This is a genomic window from Acidicapsa acidisoli (assembly GCF_025685625.1).
GTDB lineage: Bacteria > Acidobacteriota > Terriglobia > Terriglobales > Acidobacteriaceae > Acidicapsa > Acidicapsa acidisoli.
The window spans coordinates 598,715-617,892 of the sequence record NZ_JAGSYI010000004.1 but is presented as its reverse complement, the minus strand read 5'-3'; the positions used below and the strand labels follow the sequence as shown (position 1 = coordinate 617,892).

Below are 19,178 nucleotides of genomic sequence, written 5' to 3'. Positions count from 1 at the left end.
GCGGAGGAGAGATTCCAAATGCATATTGTATTTGCTGCTTCCGAGTGTGAACCGTTTGCCCAGACCGGCGGGATGGCGGATGTGATTGCAGCGCTGCCGCCGGCGCTGGTGAAGCTGGGACATCGGGTGACGGTCTATCTGCCGCTTTACAAGTCTGCGCGGTCGTTTTTGCCGGAGGAACTGACGTTTGCCGTCCGGTCGATTACGATTCCGTTTCCGTATTACAACCGGTTCGCGGGAATTGTGGACGGGGGAGAGCGGGATGGAGTGCAGTTTTACTTTGTAGATTGTCCGGAGCTCTTTGACCGGGACGGGATCTATGGACCGACGACCGGGGTCGGGGATTTTTCGGATAATGCGGAGCGGTTTGGGCTGTTTTGCCGGGTGGTGCTGGAGGCGGCGAAGCAACTGGGCGTGCCGGAGATTTTCCATGTGCATGACTGGCAGAGTTCACTCCTGCCGGTGATGCTGCGCTCGGTGTATTACTTCGATCCGTTGCTTCGGTCAGCGGCTACAGTGCTGACGGTTCACAATGCGATGTATCAGGGTTGGCACTCGAAGAAGACGATTGAGCAACTGCTCTTGCCCTGGGACCTGTTTACGCATGACAAGGTTGAGGTGAATGACTCGTTCAACTTCCTCAAGGGCGGGTTGGTGTTTTCGGATTACCTGACTACGGTGAGCCGGACGTATGCGGGGGAGATCCAGACGGCGGAGTATGGCGCCGGACTGGAGGGTGTTTTTCAGCGGCGACGGTTGGACCTGCGGGGAATCCTGAATGGTGTGGATTATTCGCGGTGGGACCCGGCGCGCGATCCTAAGCTGGCGGCGCATTATTCGCCTGAGCACCTGGAAGGGAAAGTGGAGTGCCGGCGTGATCTGCTGCACGCCTTTGGCCTTGAGAATGTGCCGGATACAACGCCGGTGATGGGGATTGTTTCGCGGTTTTCGACGCAGAAGGGCATGGATTTTGTGGCGCAGATCGCCGATCAGTTGCTGGAGCGGGATATAGTGCTGGTGGCGATTGGAGAGGGTGAGCCGTATTACGAAAACTTCTTCCGGAGTCTTGCGGCGCGCAGTCCGCATAAGGTTGCGGCACGGGTCAAGTTCGACGAGGCGCTCGCGCACAAGGTGCAGGCGGGGTCGGATATTTTCCTGATGCCTTCGCGGTATGAGCCGTGCGGGCTGAATCAGATGTATTCGTTGAAGTATGGGGCGGTTACGGTGGTGCGCGCTACGGGTGGGCTCGACGATGCGGTCGAGGAGTGGGATGCTGCGGCTGGGACTGGGACTGGGTTCAAGTTTTATGGGTATCAGGCACAGGATCTGATGGCTGCGATCGACCGGGCGCTGGCAGCGTTTCAGGACAAGGCCGGTTGGCGGAAGCTGATGTGGAATGGGATGGCGAAGAATTTTTCCTGGGAGCATCCGGCGCGGGAGTATGTAGAAGTCTACGAGGAAGTTTTGCGGCGGCGGGGATAACTGCGAGACTTAGGCCGCGATTCGGGCTAGAATTGGGGCTATGAAGAGATTTGACCGAGCGATGTATGCGTTCTTTCTGCTGGCTTTGCTGGCGGATGTCGCTCGGGCGAATGTTCCGGCGCAGGTTGGCGGCGAATCTGCCGGAGGCTTGATTCTGAGCACTGCGGGTCAGCTCCGCGTGGGGCCGGCCGGAGGTACGATTCTTGTTCGCCGGCGCGCGAATGGTCCTCTTGTACCTATTGCCGGGACCAAGCGGCGTGGATTGACGCCGTCCCGCTGGGCGAGAATTCTCTCCGAAAGGACTCACTCTTCGACCCCGGTCGTTCTGGCAGCAGGTGCGATTGCGCCGCGCGAGGGGTCCGGTTCTTCCTTCGTTTCACTCTGCAAGTCAGCCTCTCCGTCGCTGGCGATCTTTGCGCATTCTGGGAGTCCGGCTCCCTAATCGCCGTACTTCCTGCTCGGATGCGAGCACGATTGTGCCGTCAAGATCAATCCGGTTCGTCTCATTTCCCAGTTTGGGTGGTCGGCCGAAGGAACGGATTCTGTGATTGCTGTGCGTTGCTCAGAAGACTCTCATTCATGCTTCGAAAATACGAAGCATTTAGACTGTCAGATGGAGACCTGCCTTGTTCGGTAAGCTGCTTACAAAAATCTTTGGCACCAATAACGAGCGCGTAATCAAGCGCCTGTTGCCGATTGTCACTCAAATCAACGCTCTTGAGCCTCATATCATTCCGCTGACGGATGATGAGCTGCGGGCCAAGACGAATGAATTCCGCATCCGAATTGCTGCACGTATCGAAGGGATCACGGACGAGGACGAGATCCGGACTGCCGAGAAGGCTGCGCTCGACGAACTGCTGCCGGAGGCCTTTGCCGTGGTGCGCGAGGCGGGCAAGCGCGCGGTCAAGATGCGGCACTTTGACGTGCAGATGATCGGCGGCATGGTGCTGCACCAGGGCAAGATTGCCGAGATGCGTACCGGCGAAGGCAAGACGCTGGTGGCGACGCTCTCCTGCTATCTGAATGCGCTGGCCGGGCATGGTGTGCATGTGGTCACAGTGAACGATTACCTGGCCAAGCGCGATGCCGAGTGGATGGGTAAGATTTACGAGTTCCTGGGCATGACGGTGGGCGTGATCGTGCATGATCTGAGTGACGATCAGAGGCGCGAGGCTTATGCAGCGGACATCACCTATGGGACCAACAACGAGTTCGGCTTCGACTATCTTCGCGACAACATGAAGTTTGAGTTGAAGGACTGTGTCCAGCGCGGGCACTACTACTCCATCGTCGACGAGGTTGACTCGATCCTGATAGATGAGTCGCGGACGCCGCTGATCATCTCTGGGCCGACGGATCAGACGACGGACAAGTATGCGCGTGTGAAATCGATCATTCCGAAGCTGGAACTGGGCGAGGAGACTGACCCAGGACAGGGCGAGGCGAAGATCTTCACCGGCGACTATGTTGTCGATGAGAAGCACCGGACGATCGGCGTCACGGACGAGGGCTGGTTCAAGATCGAGGAGTTGCTGGGGATCGACAACATTGCCGATCCGGAAAACTGGGATCTGAAGCACTACGTCGAAGTGGCGATCAAGGCGCATGCTCTCTACAAACGCGATGTGGATTATGTGGTCAAGGACGGCGAAGTCATCATTGTCGACACCTTTACCGGACGCCTGATGCCGGGGCGGCGCTGGTCGGATGGACTGCACCAGTCGGTGGAGGCGAAGGAAGGCGTCAACATCCGCAAGGAAGATCAGACGCTGGCGACGATTACCTTCCAGAACTATTTCCGTTTGTATAAGAAGCTGTCCGGCATGACGGGAACGGCGGAGACGGAAGCGGCGGAGTTCGACAAGATCTACAAGCTGGATATCACGGTTATTCCGACGAACAAGCCGATGCTGCGTGGGGATGGTTCGGATATTGTGTACCGGACGATCAAGGAGAAGTACAAGGCTGTTGCGGATGATATTGCCACGCTGCATGAGACGGGGCAGCCGGTGCTGGTGGGTACGACTTCGATCGAGAAGAGCGAGCTGTTGTCGCAGACCTTGCAGCGCAAGGGCGTGAAGCACGTGGTGCTGAACGCCAAGTTCCATGAGCGCGAGGCGGAGATTGTCGCGCAGGCCGGGCGGCTGGGGATGGTGACCATCGCCACGAACATGGCCGGACGCGGCACGGATATTATTCTCGGCGGCAATCCGGATTTCATGACGCGGCAGGAGCTGGTGAAAAAGGGATTGGCGCGGGCGATCAGTGCCGCTGAGGGTGCGATCAACCCCATGGCTCCGGCGGGGTTTCTGCGCTTCTATTACCAGGGGCAGGAGTTTGAGACGCCCGAACAGCAGTGGCAGGAAGTGAACAGCGTTCATGCCGCGGCGGTGCAGGCGGAACACGTTCAAGTCATTGAGGCCGGCGGGCTGTTTATCCTGGGCACGGAACGGCATGAGTCGCGGCGTATCGATAACCAGTTGCGTGGCCGTGCCGGCCGGCAGGGCGATCCGGGCGCTTCGCGGTTTTATCTATCGCTGGAAGACGACCTGATGCGCATCTTCGCAAAGGCGTGGGTTTCGACGCTGCTGGAGCGCCTGGGGATGGAAGAGGGCGTGCCGATCGAGTCGAAGATGATTTCGAAGCGCATCGAGGGCGCGCAAAAGGCGGTCGAGTCGCAGAACTTCGAGCAGCGCAAGCACCTGCTGGAGTACGACGATGTGATGAACAAGCAGCGCGAGGCGGTGTATGGACTGCGCCGTTCCCTGCTCTTGGCTGTCGAGCAGCGGGAGCTGATTCTTGAGGATTACCTTTCCAATATTCTAAGCCTGATTCTGGATGAGTTCGCTCCGGAGACGGCGCATCCGGAGCAGTGGAATCTGAAGGGACTGAAGGAGAAGTTGATCGGGCAGTTCGGGTTCGATCTGGAAGCGCAGAAGCTTGATCCGATGGAGTTGACGCGTCACGAACTGGGGGATGCGATCTACAACAGGCTGCGCGCGGATTACGAGTCCAAGGAGAAGATTCTCGGCGCTGAGGCGATGCGCTACCACGAGCGGATGGTGATGCTTTCGGTGCTGGACGGCCTTTGGAAGGATCATCTGCTGGCGATGGACCACCTGAAGGAAGGGATCGGGATGCGCGGGTATGCGCAACAGGATCCGCTGGTGGCGTACAAGAAAGAGTCGTTCGAGATGTTCGAGGCGATGATGACTCGCTTCCAGGAAGATACGGCGCGGTATCTGTTCCGGATGCAGATTGTCGGGCCGGATGGACAGCCTTTCACGGAAGCGCCGGAGTTGGATCGGACGGTTCCGGCGGCGCCTCCGGTGGAGAGCGCTGTGCTGGAACCTGCGGCGGTTTCGGCGCGAAGTCAGGTGAGGGAGATTGCGGTGCCAACGCGGGCCCCGAGCACGACGATCGATGCGCTTGAGAAGGAGTTCGAGCGCAAGAAGAAGCGGGAAATCGAAGCGGCTCGTTTCGCGGGGTCGCAGGCGAGCAGCGAACCGGCGCAACGTCATGCAGGCAGCAAGGTTGGACGCAACGATCCTTGCCCGTGCGGTTCCGGGAAGAAGTACAAGAAATGCCACGGCGTGGAAGCCTGAGTTGAGGAAAAAAATGAGGGCAAAGTCAGGGAGGGGGGATGCTGTCTTTACCCTCATTTGGCCCTGTCTTTGCCCTCGGCGGAAGTACTCCGCCAAGCTGCGCTCCGACAAACGCGCTACTGTGCCAGCGCGAAATTGACGTCGACTTCGACGGTCGATTGATCCGACGCGGGAACGAATTTCCATTTATGGACAGCATCTTCCGCGGCTCCAGCGAGCATGTGGTTGCCGCTGACGGTCTTGGTTGCAGAGACGCTGCCATCGGGCGATACAGTTGCGGAGACGCGCACGACGCCGCTGATGCGCATGCGTCGAGCCAACTCGGGGTACGTGGGAGATACGCGTTGTTTAATCGCGCGCTCGTCTGCGGCGTGAAGGGGCATGGCAATCGCCATCGCCGCGGCAAAGACTGCGAGTCGCATGATCGCAGCCGCAATCCGCCGTTGTCCTTTGCAAGAGTTCTGAAGATCATGCCATTTCATCTGAACCATCCCTGGGCGAAAGATCGCCTGACCACCCTATCGGCGCAGGGTTGAAAAGCATTAGGTGGTTTCAATGAGATTTTTGCGATGATCCGACAGGATGGGTGGGCGCTGAAGTGCAGGAGTCAGGGGATTCTTTGCCCGAGTGCGGCGAAGGTCAAGTCCTGCGCGGTGCTGCCGGTTTGCTCGCGCCACATTTCAAAGAGGCGGCCATAGCTGAGGGTCATGCGGTCTTCGGGTGCAACACCTAACTGGTGCGCGACGCGGTCGATCCAGTCAGACGCACCTTCGAGTTCGGCGAAGACTCCGAGCGGGGTTTCGTCGATGACGCAGTGGCCAGTGTCGTCGGACCACTCAGTGCGCCATTTTTCGTAGCGGAATACGGGGACGAACCCGATGGATGCGAAGACGTCGGCGAGTGCCGAGCCGTCGGAGAGCTCGGTTTCGGTTTCGATGCGATGCTTATGGCTGTCTTCGCCAATGCCAGAGTCGGGGATGCGCTTGTGGGTCAGCAGCCAGGCACCGTTGTACTGGCGGATGCGCAGGAGTTCCCGCTTCATCCGCAGGGTGCGGTCCGGGGTGTCGTAGAGGGTGTTGGTTTCAAAGCTGCGCGGGGTGATGAGATGGAAGCCGATCGAGGATAAATTCGCCTCCAGGTCTGCTGTGTCGGCGACGCGGAATTTGATCTCTGTCTCGATAACTCCCATTGTCCGAAGTATACGACAGGCCCCACGAACTAAGGCCTGTCCGCAGCGGCACGATGATAATGAATGCATGAATGAGTATATGGACACGCTGCGATTACGGGTTGATCTGGAGAATATGGGTAGCGAGGCATCGCAGCGGGCGCTCGATCTGGCGGCTGCGATTCTGCAGCGAGGCGGAACTGTCGCATTGCCGACGGAGACGGTCTACGGACTGGGCACGAACGCGCTGAATGCTGAGGCTGTGGCGGCGATTTTTACGGCGAAGGAACGTCCGGGGTGGGATCCGCTGATTGTGCATGTGGCGGATGAGGCGATGCTGGCGAGGATTATCAGCGAAATTCCCGAGACTGCGCGGCTGCTGATCCGGGCTTTCTGGCCGGGGCCGTTGACGTTGCTGTTGCCGCGGTCGCAGGCTGTGCCGGATGCGGTGACTGCAGGGCGGCCGCTGGTGGGGGTGCGGATGCCCGGGCATCCGGTGGCGCTGGAGGTGATTCGGCGGGCTGGCGTGCCGGTGGCAGCTCCGAGTGCGAATCGGTTTGGGCATACGAGTCCTACGACGGCGGAGCATGTATTGAACGATCTGGATGGGCGGATCGATGCGGTGGTCGATGCGGGACCGACGGCGTTCGGGGTGGAATCGACGGTGCTGGATCCCAATCCGTCGCCGATGATCGTTTACCGCCCCGGAGCGATCACTCTGGATCAGATTCGCACGGTCGCCGGACCTGTGGAGATGTTCGTAGAGCGGGAATCGCTGGCCGTTGAACCGCGCGAGTCGTTGCCATCGCCGGGAGTGGGGCTGCGGCACTATGCGCCGCGGGCGCGGCTGATTCTGGTGGAGGCTGGAGAAGGCCAAAAAAACACTGATCTGGCGTCGCAGCTATATATGGAAGCGGTCATTTTCTCGCGGGAACGCGTGGGCGTGATGCTGCCGTATGGGCTGCCGGGTGAACAAACGGTGGCTGAATCAAGAGACCACTTTGAGGATGTTGCGGAGATTTTCTGGTGGGGCAACTGGTCGGAGCCGGAGGTACTGGCGCAGCGGCTGTTTGCCGGTCTGCGCCAACTGGATGCGGCGGGATGTTCGGTGATTGTATGCCCGGTGCCGCCGGATGGAGGAATTGGCGCTGCGATTCGAGATCGACTGCGCAAGGCGGCGTGGAAGGATAACCCGAAAGCTTGAACGCTATTCCGGAGCGGAACCTACCTCGCCGGCTTTGTAGAGGTACTTGATGCCGGATTTATAGAGCAGAACACGGGATTTGCCACGCACTTTGATGGAATTGCGGTCATACCACTCGATGACGCCCTGTACGCGCGCGCCGTCTTCGAGAATGAAGACCATCTGCGTCTGCAACTGAATTTGCTTTTGCAGGTAAAAGAGCTCTGCCTGGCGGTTGGAACCATGCTCCTCGAGCAGCGCAACGGCGCTGTGATGACCGTTGGCGCCATTTGAAATCATACGCAGCTTTCGAACCGGCAGCGAGGGCCGTACTCCGTTGACGATTGTGCTCTCCAGCGCGGGCGCCGGCGGCGGTGGTGCTTCTTCCAGAACTGCAGCGGCCGAAGAAGTTGCAGCGGCGCGCAAGGTTGTAGCAGTTTCCCGGACAGTTCGTTTACTCATTGCGATCAGCTCCTGGAGCGAGATAGGGGCCCATGGTGCTGTACAAACTGGCTGAAACCGCTGCCAGACACCGGGGAAGGTATTGCTTGATGCTTACGTGTTCTCGGGGCATGCAGTTCCAGACGATGAAAGGGACGAAAAGGACGACACGTGCGCGCAGCAACGCGCGCTTACGATTTGTTGAGTGTCCCAATGAATCCAGGAATCTGAATGTCTATACCTTACAGATGCGCGGGAGGCGATGGCGGTTGCATGTGGATTTTTTGCTGACCGAGTTCCCGGTTTGGGCGGTGAATCTGGCTTGTTCAGCCACGCTCCAGCGCGAGGGCCATGGCGTCGAGTGAGAGAGAGCGCAGCAGGTTGCGGCGCATGCCCTTTTCAACCTCGGCGAGAGAGCGCGCGCCGTGGTCGATCCAGTCGAGGGAGACTCCGGCGGCGAGCTGAGTGAGTTCGGCGGAAATGTCCTGGTTGCGGATCAGTTGCGGCGTGCCAGCGACGAGCATGAGCAGGTCTTCGATGAGGGCGTTGGTGGCGCGGAGAAGATTGAGGGTCTTTTCCTGGCCATCGGCGCCGCCGCGGTAGGTGTCGGTGGTGCGAAAGAGAGAAGAAAAATCGGGATCGCGCAAGGCTGAGCGCAGGACGACGAGCGCGTCCTGGCGGCTGGCGAGGTAGGTTTCGACATCGAAGCCGAGGGCGCGGCCTACGGCTCCTTCGGCCATTCTTGCAACCAGGGCACGGCGAGGGCCTTTCAACTCGGAGCGGCGGGTTTCGATGAGTCGCTCCAGCGTGTCGAGGGGGACGGCGGTGAGGCGGAACAGCATCGCACGGGAGCGAATGGTGGGCAGCATCTCCGCCGGGTTTTCGGTGAGCAGGATGAGGGTGCAGTTCGGCGGCGGCTCTTCAAGGACTTTGAGCAGGCTGTTGGCTGCTTCTTTCATGAAGGCCGAAGAGGTGAACAGGAAGATCGAGCGTTTGGCCTCGACAGGCTGGCGGTAATAGGCGTTGTGGATGACCTGGCGGACCTGGCCGATTTTGATGAGGTTCTGCGGCGGGTCGGGCGGGACGATGAGAATGTCGGGGTGGGGCTGGATGAGGATGCGGGTTTCGCGCTTGTCGGTTTCGCGGAGGTCTTCGCGGGCTGAGAGCGCATCGGTGATGCGGGATTCAAGGTCGGCGGCCTGGCCGATCCGTTCGCAGTTGCGGCAGACGCCGCAGTAGTCCGGCAAGCCGTCTGTTTCGATGGGCGCGAGGCAGTTCACGAGGCGGATGAACATCAGGGCCAGCGTGTACTTGCCTGCTCCGCGAGGGCCGGCGAGGATAATTGCCTGCGGAATGCGCTGGTGCAGGACACTCTCGCGCAGGCGTTCGACGGTGTGCGGATTGCCTAGGAATTCCTGAAAGCCCATGAGATTCAGGCTAGCAGAATTGAGTGGATCGTTAATTATTGGGAGATTACGCGCCGAAGATGTTGTGATTCACGAACTCGTTGCGGAATTTGCCTTTGGGATCGTGGTCGTTGACGAGTGCGGCGAATTCGTCGTGTTTGGGGTAGCGAGCTTTTAGAGTTGACGGTGGGACGGTGAATAGCTTGGCCCAGTGCGGGCGGGCGTCAAAGGGCGCGAGCTTTTCTTCGATCTGCGGCAAAAGCGCTATGACTTCCGGGGTTTCCTGCTTCCAGGTGAAGTGGATGGCGAGAGAGTCGCGCTGGTAGGCCATCGACATCCAAAGGTCGTCGGCGGCGATGGAGCGGAGTTCGGTAATGAGCAGGTGCGGAGTGATCTTGTCGCGCAGGGTTTCGACAGCGCGGATGGCTTCGTAGCCTCGGTTGCGCGGGACGAAGTATTCGGTTTGGAGTTCAGCGCCGTTCGAGGGGGTGAAATTCATTTTGAAGTGCGGCATGCGCTCGTACCACGGGCCTGGCACGCCCATCTGCTCAGTGCAGTTTTCCGCCGAGTTGGCCTCAATGGGGTGCATGTTTCTGGTGGCTGCTTTTGCGCCGTAGAACTCTGGCAGAATGGCGGTTTTTTCGCCTGTGGCTACGCGGCTTTTGATCCAGACCTGGGCGATGCGGTTGTCTTGCCAGTTGGTGAAGAGGCTGACGCTGTAACCCGCGCTCATGATGGCTTCGAGGTTGTGTTCTAGCTGATCCGTGGAGAGATTGCGGTAGACGATCTGGGTCATATCAAAGCGCGGCTGGACGGCGAGCGTCACTTTGGTGACGATGCCGAGTGAGCCGAGACCGACCACTGCGCCGGGGAATATTTTGGGGTGGCTCTCCGAGGTGACGTGGTGGATTTCGCCGTCTGCGGTGACGATTTCGAGGGCGCGGACGGCTGTGGAGAGATTGCCGTTTTTGACGCCGGAACCGTGCGTTGCGGTCGTTATCGCTCCGGCAATGGTGATGTGCGGCAGCGAGGCAAGGTTGTGGACGGCGAAGCCTTTAGCGTCGAGCCAGGGCGCGAGTGTGCCGTAGCGTACTCCTGCGCCGACGGTGACGGTATGGGCCTTCTCGTCGACTTCCATCGAGTCCAGGTGGACGAGCGAGATCTGATTGGCGAGGCTGTCGGCGATGGTGTTGAAGCTGTGACGCGAGCCGAGGGCGCGGATGCTCGCGCACTTCTTCACCGTCTCCTGGACTTCTGCAACCGTGTGCGGCGCGTAGAGATGGTCGGCGTGGTAACGGAGGTTGCCGGCCCAGTTGGTCTCGTGGGCTTGCGGCTCCTGCTGGTCAGGAGGGTTGGCGTTGGCGAAGCGGGAAAGTAGCGTGCTGGCTGCGAATGCGGTGGTGGTCTTCAAGAACTGCCTCTTGTTCATTTTGCTATCGATCCCCCCCGGTTGGCCAATTGCTGCGCCCACCGAGTGTAGAGACTGCGAGGCTGGTGAGGCAAGGTCAGACGGCGGATGGCGTATACTTCAGCCTCAAAAGGTTGTCATCTTTGTTTGTTTCATGGTTTGCGTGGACACTCCGGAATGCAGGTTCTCCAGAGGTCGACGCGAACGCCTGAAAGGAGTGTGCCGTGTTCCTATCGGAGCTTGTGGGAGTAGTTATGCGAAGATTCGCTTCGAATGATCGGTACATGTTTTCTGTGTCTTCTATATCTCGTCGTGTTATCTGGGTTTTGCTGACGGCGATGGCCCTTCCTTCCGGTCTTACGGCGCAGTCTGCGAGTGAGCCCGCGGCACAATTGAACATCGATGTTATGCGGATCGTTTCGCCGGTAAGTCCTACCTTGTATGGCTTGATGACGGAAGAGATCAACCACTCGTATGATGGCGGCCTCTATGCTGAGATGATTCAGAATCGAGCCTTTCACTCGGATTGGGAAGGCGAACCGCCGTGGGATGTTATGCGCCATGGAAACGCTGTCGCTGAGAAGCGTCTTGATACAACCACAGGTCCGAGTCAGGCTCTGAATTACAGCATGAAGCTGGCGGTCACCAAGGCGTCGCAGGGGAATGAGGCAGGTCTGACCAACCCTGGCTTCTGGGGATACGGAATTCGGCCGGAGACGACTTACTCCGGGTCGCTGTATGCTCGCGTTGCGGATGCCGATGCCGATGCGCAGATTGGACCGATCACGGTGCGGATGATCAACAACGCGACAGGCGCGGTGGAGGCGCAGGCGCAGGTGGTGGCGCGTTCAGGAGGATGGGCGCGCTATGAGTACAAGCTGACGACGGGAAAGATTGCGCCCTCGACGGCCAATCATCTGGAGTTCACTGTCAGCCATCCCGGAACGGTCTGGTTACAACTGGTTTCGCTGATGCAGCCGACGTTCAATAACAGGCCCAACGGCAACCGCGTCGACCTGATGCAACGCATGGCAGCGATGCATCCAAAGTTTTTGCGTTTGCCGGGCGGCAACTATCTCGAAGGGATGACGGTCGGGGAACGATTTGACTGGAAGAAGACCATCGGACCGATTGAGGATCGGGCAGGGCATCAGGGGCCATGGTTTTACTGGTCGAGCGATGGGCTGGGTCTGCTTGAGTTTTTGGAATGGTGTGAAGACCTTAAGGTTGAACCGGTGCTTGCGGTTTATGCGGGGTACTCACTCGGCGGAAGCCATGTGGCTGCGGGCAAGGATCTTGAACCGTTCGTGCAGTCAGCGTTGGATGAAGTGGAATATGTGACCGGTGACTCCAGTACGAAGTGGGGCGCGGAGCGGGCGCGTGACGGACATCCGGAGCCGTTCCCGCTGCACTATGTGGAGATCGGCAACGAGGACTATCTGGATAGGTCGGGAAGTTACCCCGACCGTTATGCGCAGTTTGCGGAAGCGATGCGTAAGCACTATCCACAGTTGAAGCTGATTGCTACGGACGGCAATAGCGAGTATGAGACGCGAGTCCATCCCGATGTCTCGGATGAGCATTATTACAAGTCACCTGCGGACATGATGGATCTTGTGCATCACTACGACAAGGTTTCGCGGAGTGGCCCGAAGATATTCGTGGGTGAATGGGCTACCAGATCGGGATCGCCTACACCCAACTTTGGCGATGCGCTTGGAGATGCGGCGTGGATGACTTCTATGGAGCGCAACAGCGATCTTATCGTGATGGCAAGTTATGCTCCGTTGCTTGCGAATGTAAGTCCGGGCGCGATGGAGTGGCCTACGGATCTGATTGGATTTGACGCGGGGACGACGTATGGTTCGCCGAGCTATTGGGCGCAGTGTCTTTTCGCCGCGCATCTGGGCGACGGCACCGCGCAAAGCTCCATTTCCGGTGAAAATAAGCGATTCTTCTACTCGGCGACAGTGAGTTCAAAAGATAAAGTACTGCATCTGAAGCTGGTGAATGCTTCCAGCATTGACCAGCCGCTTTCATTGAGCCTGAGTGGGGTGCAAGGAGTGCATACCGCGACGATGAGTTCGCTGCATGGAGCAACCTTTGACGCGACGAACTCAATCAGCGATCCGAATGTGATACGGCCTGTGGAATCGACTGTTTCTGTACACGAAGACCGTTGGAGTCACACAGTGCCGGCGCTCACAATCGAAGTCATTGATCTGCCATTTTAGGCTCTCCCAAAGCGAAAGTGGAGACATCTTGCTTTCAGAAAAATGGGGCACCCATTGAGGATGCCCCTAGTGTTACCGGGAATTAAGGGGAATCAGACTGCGACGCTCATTGCATCAGCATTGACGCTTTTCGCGATCTTGGTAAGCTTCTGGTCAGCCGCTTTTTCTTCATGCAACGTCTCGTCGAGCAGGGCTGCAACTTGTTTCATTCCGAGCAGGCCCGCGTATTCGCGAACCGCTCCGTAGCCGGCCATTTCGTAGTGCTCGACGCGTTGAGCCGCCGAGATGATGCCGGCGTCGCGGATATTGCCGGAAGCTACTTCTTCCAATACGGATGCGCCCTCGGTTAGAACGCCCTTCATGCCTTCGCATGTCTTGCCTTTCAGGCTCTTGCCTAGAATCTCGCCTATCTTGTCGAGACGCTGAACCTGGCCCAGAGTTTCCGCTAAGTGGCTTTCGAGAGCGGATTTGAGCTCAGGATTTGCGGCGGCCTTGGCGATCTTGGGCAGGGCCTTGGTTATCTGATGCTCGGCTGAATACAGATCTTTCAGTTCATCGATTAGCAGCTTTTCGAGAGTATCGACGCTCATGAGTAACTCCTACGATGTGGATGTTGCTGTTAACTTCCTATGTGGACGACTTCAGTAAGTCGTGACGTGGGTGTCAATGTCGCGCCTGGCTATGCCTTCTTTGCCAGAAGCGGCGGCAGATTCTCCGGTCGAAGAAATATGTTCGCCGCCTGAGGCTTTGAGAATTTCCTTGGCGCTGCGAATTTCATCCGAGGTGTTGCAGTGAGCGGAGAGCAGAACTCCGCCGTCTTTGACGCGGCCTTCGTAGCGCTTGGCTTCATACTCGGGGATGCCGAGACCGACGAGAGCTCCGACGAGGCCGCCGACTGCTCCGCCGACTCCCAGCCCAGCCAGCGCTCCCATGATGGGACCAGCAGCGATGAGCGGACCAACACCGGGAATGGCCAAGGCGCCTATGCCGGCCAACAGGCCGAGCGCGCCACCCGCTACGCCGCCGGCGGTGACACCCCACGCTGCGCCTTCGGGAGCCTTGGTGTTCTTTTCGTGAGCGAACTCACGAGTGGACTCGATGTCCGACATGAGGACAGAGATATTCTCCTGCGAGAATCCTGCGGTGACTAAGCGATCGACCGCAGCCTCTGCACTGGATGCTGTGGGAAAGATTGCAAATACAGATGTATTCTTGTTCGCCATGATAACTCTCCTGGGTGTTGCTGTTTAGCTTCAAAGCCCCGTTGGCTTAAAGCATTGTTGTGCGCGCTGTCAGATACAGCGCGGTGTCCATATCATTTGTCCAGACGTATTTAGCCTGGTCTTGTAAGACGGGCATTTGTCAGGACGGCTTGATTGTGAGTTCGTTGGTAACTTTGTCCGCTCCGCTGACGGCTTGCGCAGCCAGGTCGCCGATCTTCTTTTTCTCGTCCTCGGTAGTGACCGGTCCTTTAAGGGTTACGGCGCCATCCCTGACAATGATCTTCACGTTCTTCGCATAGGTCGACAAAGTGTTGTCATCCATGATGGACCTGCGAATCTTTCTGGCAATTTCGCGGTCTTCAGGGCTGCTGCCTTGCTTTTCCGCGGTGTCGGTCTGGCCCTTGTTTTGAGCCGAATTGTCGGGTGCGGGAGTTGATTGGGGATTTGCCGGGTCCTGCTGAATTGCTGGCATTGCATATGCAAAAGAAGCACCAGCCAGCAATGAAATTGCGAGGGCCGAAGTGCGATATTTGTGGGAAAGGTCTAGCATTGGATACCTCAGTTTCTTAGGCACGAAGAGTGCCGGAGTGTCGCGGGATTCCATTTTTGTGGAAGCGATATCTTGCAGGTTACGAACGAAATGCGGCAGTCATAACTTTCTGGTATTTCAAAGTCAGGGGATGCAATCACTTGGATAGTGGATGCCGAAGCCCAAATTTCGATTGGCATCCAGTTCGTTCGCACAGATACGATAGATGCCCCTCTGGGATGGGAGGTTTACTCCTATCTTGACTTAGTGCAGGAAAGATCTACTTATGTATAAAAGTGACCGCTATAAAACCCAATAATTAGGGCGATGAATTCTAAAGACGGCGAAGCTGGGGAACGGTCAGGATTCCGAATTTGGGACGGAGAGTGATTTTGGGTTGGAGGGCTATCTGTTGATCTTCAATGACCGTGAGCCGCCAGCGCTGGGCCAGTGTGGCGAGGACAAGCACGGCTTCCATCCAGGCGAAGGATTCGCCGATGCACTGGCGTCCGCCGCCGCCGAAGGGAAAGTAGGCGAACTTTGGGCGCTGGGCTTTGGCTTCGACAGTGAAGCGCTCGGGGTGAAAGGCGAGCGGTTCGGGGAAATATTTCGGGTCACGATGGATGATGTATTGGCTGAAGAAGAAGTAGGTACCTCGCGGGACGCGGTAGGGGCCGATTTCGACGTCTTCGATGGCCTGTCGGCCCATGGCCCACGCGGGCGGGTAGAGGCGCATGGCTTCGGCGATGACCATCTCGGTGTAGGGCAGACGGGGGAGGTCTTCCAGTGTGGGCAGGCGGTCTTGCAGTGTCGCGTCGAGTTCGGCGTGGAGGCGGGATTCGGCTTCAGGGTTCTGGCCGAGCAGGAGCCACGTCCAGGAGAGTGCGTTGGCTACGGTTTCGTAGCCAGCGAGGAAAATTGTCAGAACTTCGTCGCGTAGCTCATCGCTCCTCAACGCCTTTGCGCCGGTGCGATCTTCGTCGTCGCGGGCAGCGATCAGCATGGAGAGCAGATCGCTGCCTACGGGTTTTCCTTCGCGGGCGGCTTTGGTACTTTCGGCTTGCCTGGCCTTGATCATTTTGTCTACGACGACGTCGAGGCGGGCTTTGGATTTGCGGAAGCGCGTGAGGACGGGGATGGGCAGCTTCCAGCGCAGGAGGTCTTCGGCGCGGGGCATGGCGACGAGATCGTTGTACATCTCCATTACGGCGTTGGCTTCGTCGTTGATGACGGCGATCTCGGGCGTGACTTCGGTATCGAAGAGGGTGCGCGCCGTGATTTGCAGGGCGAGGCGCATCATCTCTGCGGCGATGTCGATCTGCTTGCCGGGTTGCCATTGGTCTCGCATGGTGGAGGCATGTTCGACGATGGTGTCGGCGTAGGCCTGGATGCGCTGGCGATGGAAGGCTGGAGCGGCGATGCGACGATGGCGCTTGTGGGTTTCGTCGTCGGCGGTGATGAGCCCCTCGCCGAGCAGGATCTTCATGCGTTTCTGGGTGCGCTCCTTGATAAAGAACTGGGCCTTGTCGACCAGGACTTCGCGAATGTCGGCGGGATTGTTGAGCAGGACGATGTGGTTCCAGAGCAGGCGGTAGTGCGCGGCGCGGCCGTAGGTGGCAGTTAAGTATTGGAAGAGCAGGATAGGATTGCGGCGGTCGAAGAATCCGGCGAAGAAGTAGAAGGGCAGGTTATAACGCAGACCGGGCGGGAATCGGAATCGGTCTTTGTGGATAACGACCGGCTTTGAGGACGGTGATTCCGCTGTCACGCTGACGTCTTGTGTCGTGCCTGCCATTGGTCAAATGGTCCCAATCGTGCAGCTACTGCGTTTATAACCTGCTGGTGGACCCGATCTATCGACAGGTCGCCATCGATTACGACGACACGCTCAGGCTCGCGTGCGGCGATTTCGAGATATTTCTCGTAGACTCGCTCGAAGAAGGGGTTCTGTTCGTTTTCGAAGCGGCTTTCGTCGCCCCCGTTCGAGGTTTTTTCGCGTGTGTTGCGCTTTCGGGCGCGCTTCAGGGACGCAGTGAGATCGGGCAGAAGCAGGATGGTGAGATCGGGCTGCAGATTGCCGCAAATGAGCCTGTGGAGTTCGAGCACGATTTCGGAGCCGAGCTCGCGGCCTCCGCCCTGGTAGGCTTCGGTGGAGTCGGTGAAGCGGTCGCAGACTACGATCTGCCCGGCGGCGAGGGCGGGGTCGATGACTTCGTGGATGGCCTGGGCGCGGTCGGCGAACATCATCGCAAGTTCGGTATGCGGGGCCAGGTGGGCGGATTTCGAGTCGAGCAGGAGATTGCGGATGCGGTCGCCGGTTGCGGTGCCGCCGGGCTGGCGGGTGGTGACATGTGGCAGCTCCTGTTCGGCGAGCCATGCGGTTAAACGCTTGATTTGCGTGGTCTTGCCGGAGCCGTCGAGCCCTTCGAAGGTGAGAAAAAAGCCCCGTTTCGATTCCGCTGCCATGGCTGGAGTCTACCATCCGGGATCTGGCCTTAGCGCAGCCGGGCGGCAATTGTGAATGCCAGTTGACAAACTATCGGTGCGGCGGGGCACAATCTTTGAGTTTGTGAGGAGATTGAGGTTGGTGGCCAACAAATTGATTATGAAAAAGGCAGTGATGTTTTCCCTGGCATCGCTTGTGTTGATTGCAGTTACGGGCGTAGCGCGAGCGCAGAATCTGACGCTGGAGGGCCAGACGGGCGGATTCATCACGCCGACGGCGTACGTGGTGCAGTCGGCCAAAGGCTCTGTGTTTTCCCGTCCGTCGCTGGGATTTCATTATGTGGAAGCCGGAAGCGTGATTGGGAATATTTATACCGGCAGCATTACTGAGGGTATAGCGAATCGGGCGGAGGTTGGATACACGCGCAGCGCGCATACGAACGGCGACAATCCCTACTTCAGCAGCCTGTGGGAGTATAGCGGGATGAATGTCTTTCACGGCAAAGGGGTGGTGGTGAAGGAGGACTCCTTTGGCGGCAAGTGGATGCCGGGAGTGGCTGCTGGATTTGTGGTGCGGACGGGCGACCATTTTGTTACGGGTGCGATCGACAGCAAGACGTATACCAATGGCGATGTGTATGTTTCGGCGACGAAGACGATGGCGGATGTGCATGTGCCGCTGTTGCTGAATCTTGGCTGGAAGGCGACGAACGCTTCGATTTACGGCATTGGCGGACAGGCGACTCGCTTTGGCGGACGGCTGTTTGGCGGGGTTGGATTTCCGCTGCCGGGGCCGTGGGGTACTGCGATTGTTCCGGCGGCCGGGTTTACGCAGGAGCCTCCGCATGTGAAGAACTTGGCGGCGCTGGTGCCGGGCGGTGGGCATATTCCGACAACGCTGGATTATGCGGTGCGGATTACGCAGCGGGAGCATCCGCGCTTCAGTTTCGATGTAGGCGTCGGGCAGGTGGCGGGACAGATCGGATATACGGAGCTGCCGACGCCGCTCGGGCCGGCGGTGGTTCCGGTGAATCTGGATGCCCGGAAGGTGTTTGGGATTGGGGCTAGTTACAAGTTCTGAACACTCCTTGTTGGCGGCTCATCGTGGATTCGGTCCTGGAGGTGAACAAAAGTCGTACCCCCCCCCGGGGGGGGTACGACTTTTCTCGTGTATCTCTAACAAAAGGCTAGAGATAGGCCGAAAATTGGATACTAAAAAAGTGCACTTTAGGGGCGTTTTTGAGCATTTTTTTGCGGCTAATTCATGCCAAATCTCCGCTGAAATGGGGATGCTTCTAGGCTCAGGCTTGCGGCTTTTACTCAAGTATGCGCCTGTCTGGGATAATTCCACGCAATGGCGGTAAGCGTTTTTAGCGGAAGATTCTGCCAAGACCAATGAAGTATGGGGAACAGGACGAAGGAGTTGGGCTTGGCCGAAACCCACATCTCAAAATCGAGATGTGGGGCACCCTCATTTTCTAAGGTTGAGATCTGGGCCACCCGCCAACACCACCGGGAAGATCATGAGTGCACGAAGGGGACAGCCATGAAGCACGATGTGAAAGTTTTCCCAGCTACCGTTATCGACGATGGGACTGTTTCAGTTTGGTTTTCTGATGAACTCCCCTCGCAATCAATCGAGGTGAAATGCACCGTTGATTTGACCGATTTTGGCGAAATGATCGGGGTTGAAGTGCTGGATTGGCATAACCAGCTCTCCGGTGCAGTGCTCGATGCTCCATCGGCTTTCGTAAAGATTCGATGGTCCTACGACGAGGAAGTCGATGCGTTCTATCTCCACCTCGTGGACGGTCGCGGTCAGATTCAGAGGTCTGTTGTCGGCAAAGTTGGCATCGACTCCAATCGACGTGTTGTTCTCTTGGAGGTTCCGATCCCTTTCCTTATCCAGAACGATTACAGTACCCGCTGAAGAGCACGCTGGCGGGTGGCCCCGGGCTCGATAGCTTTCCAGACCTCACCGAGGGTGCCCCTTTGGAGACCGGGGATATCGATACGATGCAAGCGCGAACTTCAATCCGAGTGCCGGATGC

General features: G+C 58.2%; 17 protein-coding genes. 7 read left to right on the top strand and 10 right to left on the bottom strand.

Annotated features, from left to right (window positions below; genetic code table 11):
- The first annotated feature begins 18 nt into the window (after positions 1–18).
- From glgA to secA, 3 genes are all read left to right on the top strand, one after another.
- Positions 19–1,482: a glycogen synthase GlgA gene (gene glgA, locus OHL23_RS24445; protein WP_263354652.1), complete on the top strand. Its 1,464-nt coding sequence runs from the start codon at positions 19–21 to the stop codon at positions 1,480–1,482.
- Between the two features lie 40 nt (positions 1,483–1,522).
- Entirely contained in the window at positions 1,523–1,924 is a 402-nt protein-coding gene (locus OHL23_RS24440; RefSeq protein ID WP_263354651.1) for a hypothetical protein, read from the top strand.
- Between the two features lie 184 nt (positions 1,925–2,108).
- Positions 2,109–5,090 (top strand): preprotein translocase subunit SecA, encoded by a 2,982-nt coding sequence (gene secA, locus OHL23_RS24435; RefSeq protein WP_263354650.1) that lies wholly within the window; start codon positions 2,109–2,111, stop codon positions 5,088–5,090.
- A 116-nt stretch (positions 5,091–5,206) separates the two neighbouring features.
- Here the strand turns inward: secA and OHL23_RS24430 are convergent, their stop codons facing one another.
- Positions 5,207–5,572 (bottom strand): energy transducer TonB, encoded by a 366-nt coding sequence (locus OHL23_RS24430; RefSeq protein WP_263354649.1) that lies wholly within the window; start codon positions 5,570–5,572, stop codon positions 5,207–5,209.
- A gap of 125 nt (positions 5,573–5,697) precedes the next feature.
- Complete coding sequence (locus tag OHL23_RS24425) at positions 5,698–6,279, bottom strand: class IV adenylate cyclase (protein ID WP_263354648.1); 582 nt, start codon at positions 6,277–6,279, stop codon at positions 5,698–5,700.
- 67 nt (positions 6,280–6,346) lie between these two features.
- Here OHL23_RS24425 and OHL23_RS24420 point away from each other — a divergent pair, with 67 nt between their 5' ends.
- The gene (locus tag OHL23_RS24420; RefSeq protein WP_263354647.1) at positions 6,347–7,462 is read left to right on the top strand and encodes an L-threonylcarbamoyladenylate synthase; all 1,116 of its coding nucleotides are present in this window, start codon (positions 6,347–6,349) and stop codon (positions 7,460–7,462) included.
- 3 nt (positions 7,463–7,465) lie between these two features.
- Here OHL23_RS24420 and OHL23_RS24415 read toward each other — a convergent pair whose 3' ends face one another.
- The 3 genes from OHL23_RS24415 to OHL23_RS24405 all read right to left on the bottom strand — a co-directional run bounded on the left by OHL23_RS24415 (position 7,466) and on the right by OHL23_RS24405 (position 10,699).
- Positions 7,466–7,903: a hypothetical protein gene (locus OHL23_RS24415; protein ID WP_263354646.1), complete on the bottom strand. Its 438-nt coding sequence runs from the start codon at positions 7,901–7,903 to the stop codon at positions 7,466–7,468.
- Between the two features lie 305 nt (positions 7,904–8,208).
- Positions 8,209–9,309: a DNA polymerase III subunit gene (locus tag OHL23_RS24410; protein ID WP_263354645.1), complete on the bottom strand. Its 1,101-nt coding sequence runs from the start codon at positions 9,307–9,309 to the stop codon at positions 8,209–8,211.
- 46 nt (positions 9,310–9,355) lie between these two features.
- A complete protein-coding gene (locus tag OHL23_RS24405) occupies positions 9,356–10,699 on the bottom strand; it encodes an FAD-binding protein (RefSeq protein ID WP_263354644.1) in 1,344 nt (447 codons plus the stop codon).
- Between the two features lie 251 nt (positions 10,700–10,950).
- Here OHL23_RS24405 and OHL23_RS24400 point away from each other — a divergent pair, with 251 nt between their 5' ends.
- On the top strand, positions 10,951–12,930 hold the full coding sequence (locus tag OHL23_RS24400; RefSeq protein WP_263354643.1) for an alpha-L-arabinofuranosidase A: 1,980 nt from the start codon (positions 10,951–10,953) through the stop codon (positions 12,928–12,930).
- A 92-nt stretch (positions 12,931–13,022) separates the two neighbouring features.
- Here the strand turns inward: OHL23_RS24400 and OHL23_RS24395 are convergent, their stop codons facing one another.
- The 5 genes from OHL23_RS24395 to tmk all read right to left on the bottom strand — a co-directional run bounded on the left by OHL23_RS24395 (position 13,023) and on the right by tmk (position 17,148).
- On the bottom strand, positions 13,023–13,520 hold the full coding sequence (locus tag OHL23_RS24395; RefSeq protein ID WP_263354642.1) for a YciE/YciF ferroxidase family protein: 498 nt from the start codon (positions 13,518–13,520) through the stop codon (positions 13,023–13,025).
- Between the two features lie 51 nt (positions 13,521–13,571).
- Positions 13,572–14,153: a general stress protein gene (locus tag OHL23_RS24390; protein ID WP_263354641.1), complete on the bottom strand. Its 582-nt coding sequence runs from the start codon at positions 14,151–14,153 to the stop codon at positions 13,572–13,574.
- Positions 14,154–14,292: 139 nt separating this feature from the next.
- On the bottom strand, positions 14,293–14,703 hold the full coding sequence (locus OHL23_RS24385; RefSeq protein WP_263354640.1) for a BON domain-containing protein: 411 nt from the start codon (positions 14,701–14,703) through the stop codon (positions 14,293–14,295).
- A 313-nt stretch (positions 14,704–15,016) separates the two neighbouring features.
- The gene (locus OHL23_RS24380; protein ID WP_263354639.1) at positions 15,017–16,477 is read right to left on the bottom strand and encodes a cytochrome P450; all 1,461 of its coding nucleotides are present in this window, start codon (positions 16,475–16,477) and stop codon (positions 15,017–15,019) included.
- Entirely contained in the window at positions 16,447–17,148 is a 702-nt protein-coding gene (gene tmk, locus OHL23_RS24375; RefSeq protein WP_263354638.1) for a dTMP kinase, read from the bottom strand. The genes OHL23_RS24380 and tmk overlap by 31 nt, the downstream gene beginning before the upstream one ends.
- Before the next feature lie 121 nt (positions 17,149–17,269).
- On the opposite strand from tmk, the gene OHL23_RS24370 reads away from it, so the two are divergent.
- The gene (locus OHL23_RS24370; protein WP_263354637.1) at positions 17,270–18,208 is read left to right on the top strand and encodes a DUF3034 family protein; all 939 of its coding nucleotides are present in this window, start codon (positions 17,270–17,272) and stop codon (positions 18,206–18,208) included.
- A gap of 348 nt (positions 18,209–18,556) precedes the next feature.
- Positions 18,557–19,057, top strand: coding sequence for a hypothetical protein (locus OHL23_RS24365; protein WP_263354636.1), 501 nt, complete (start codon positions 18,557–18,559; stop codon positions 19,055–19,057).
- The last annotated feature ends 121 nt before the right edge of the window (positions 19,058–19,178 follow it).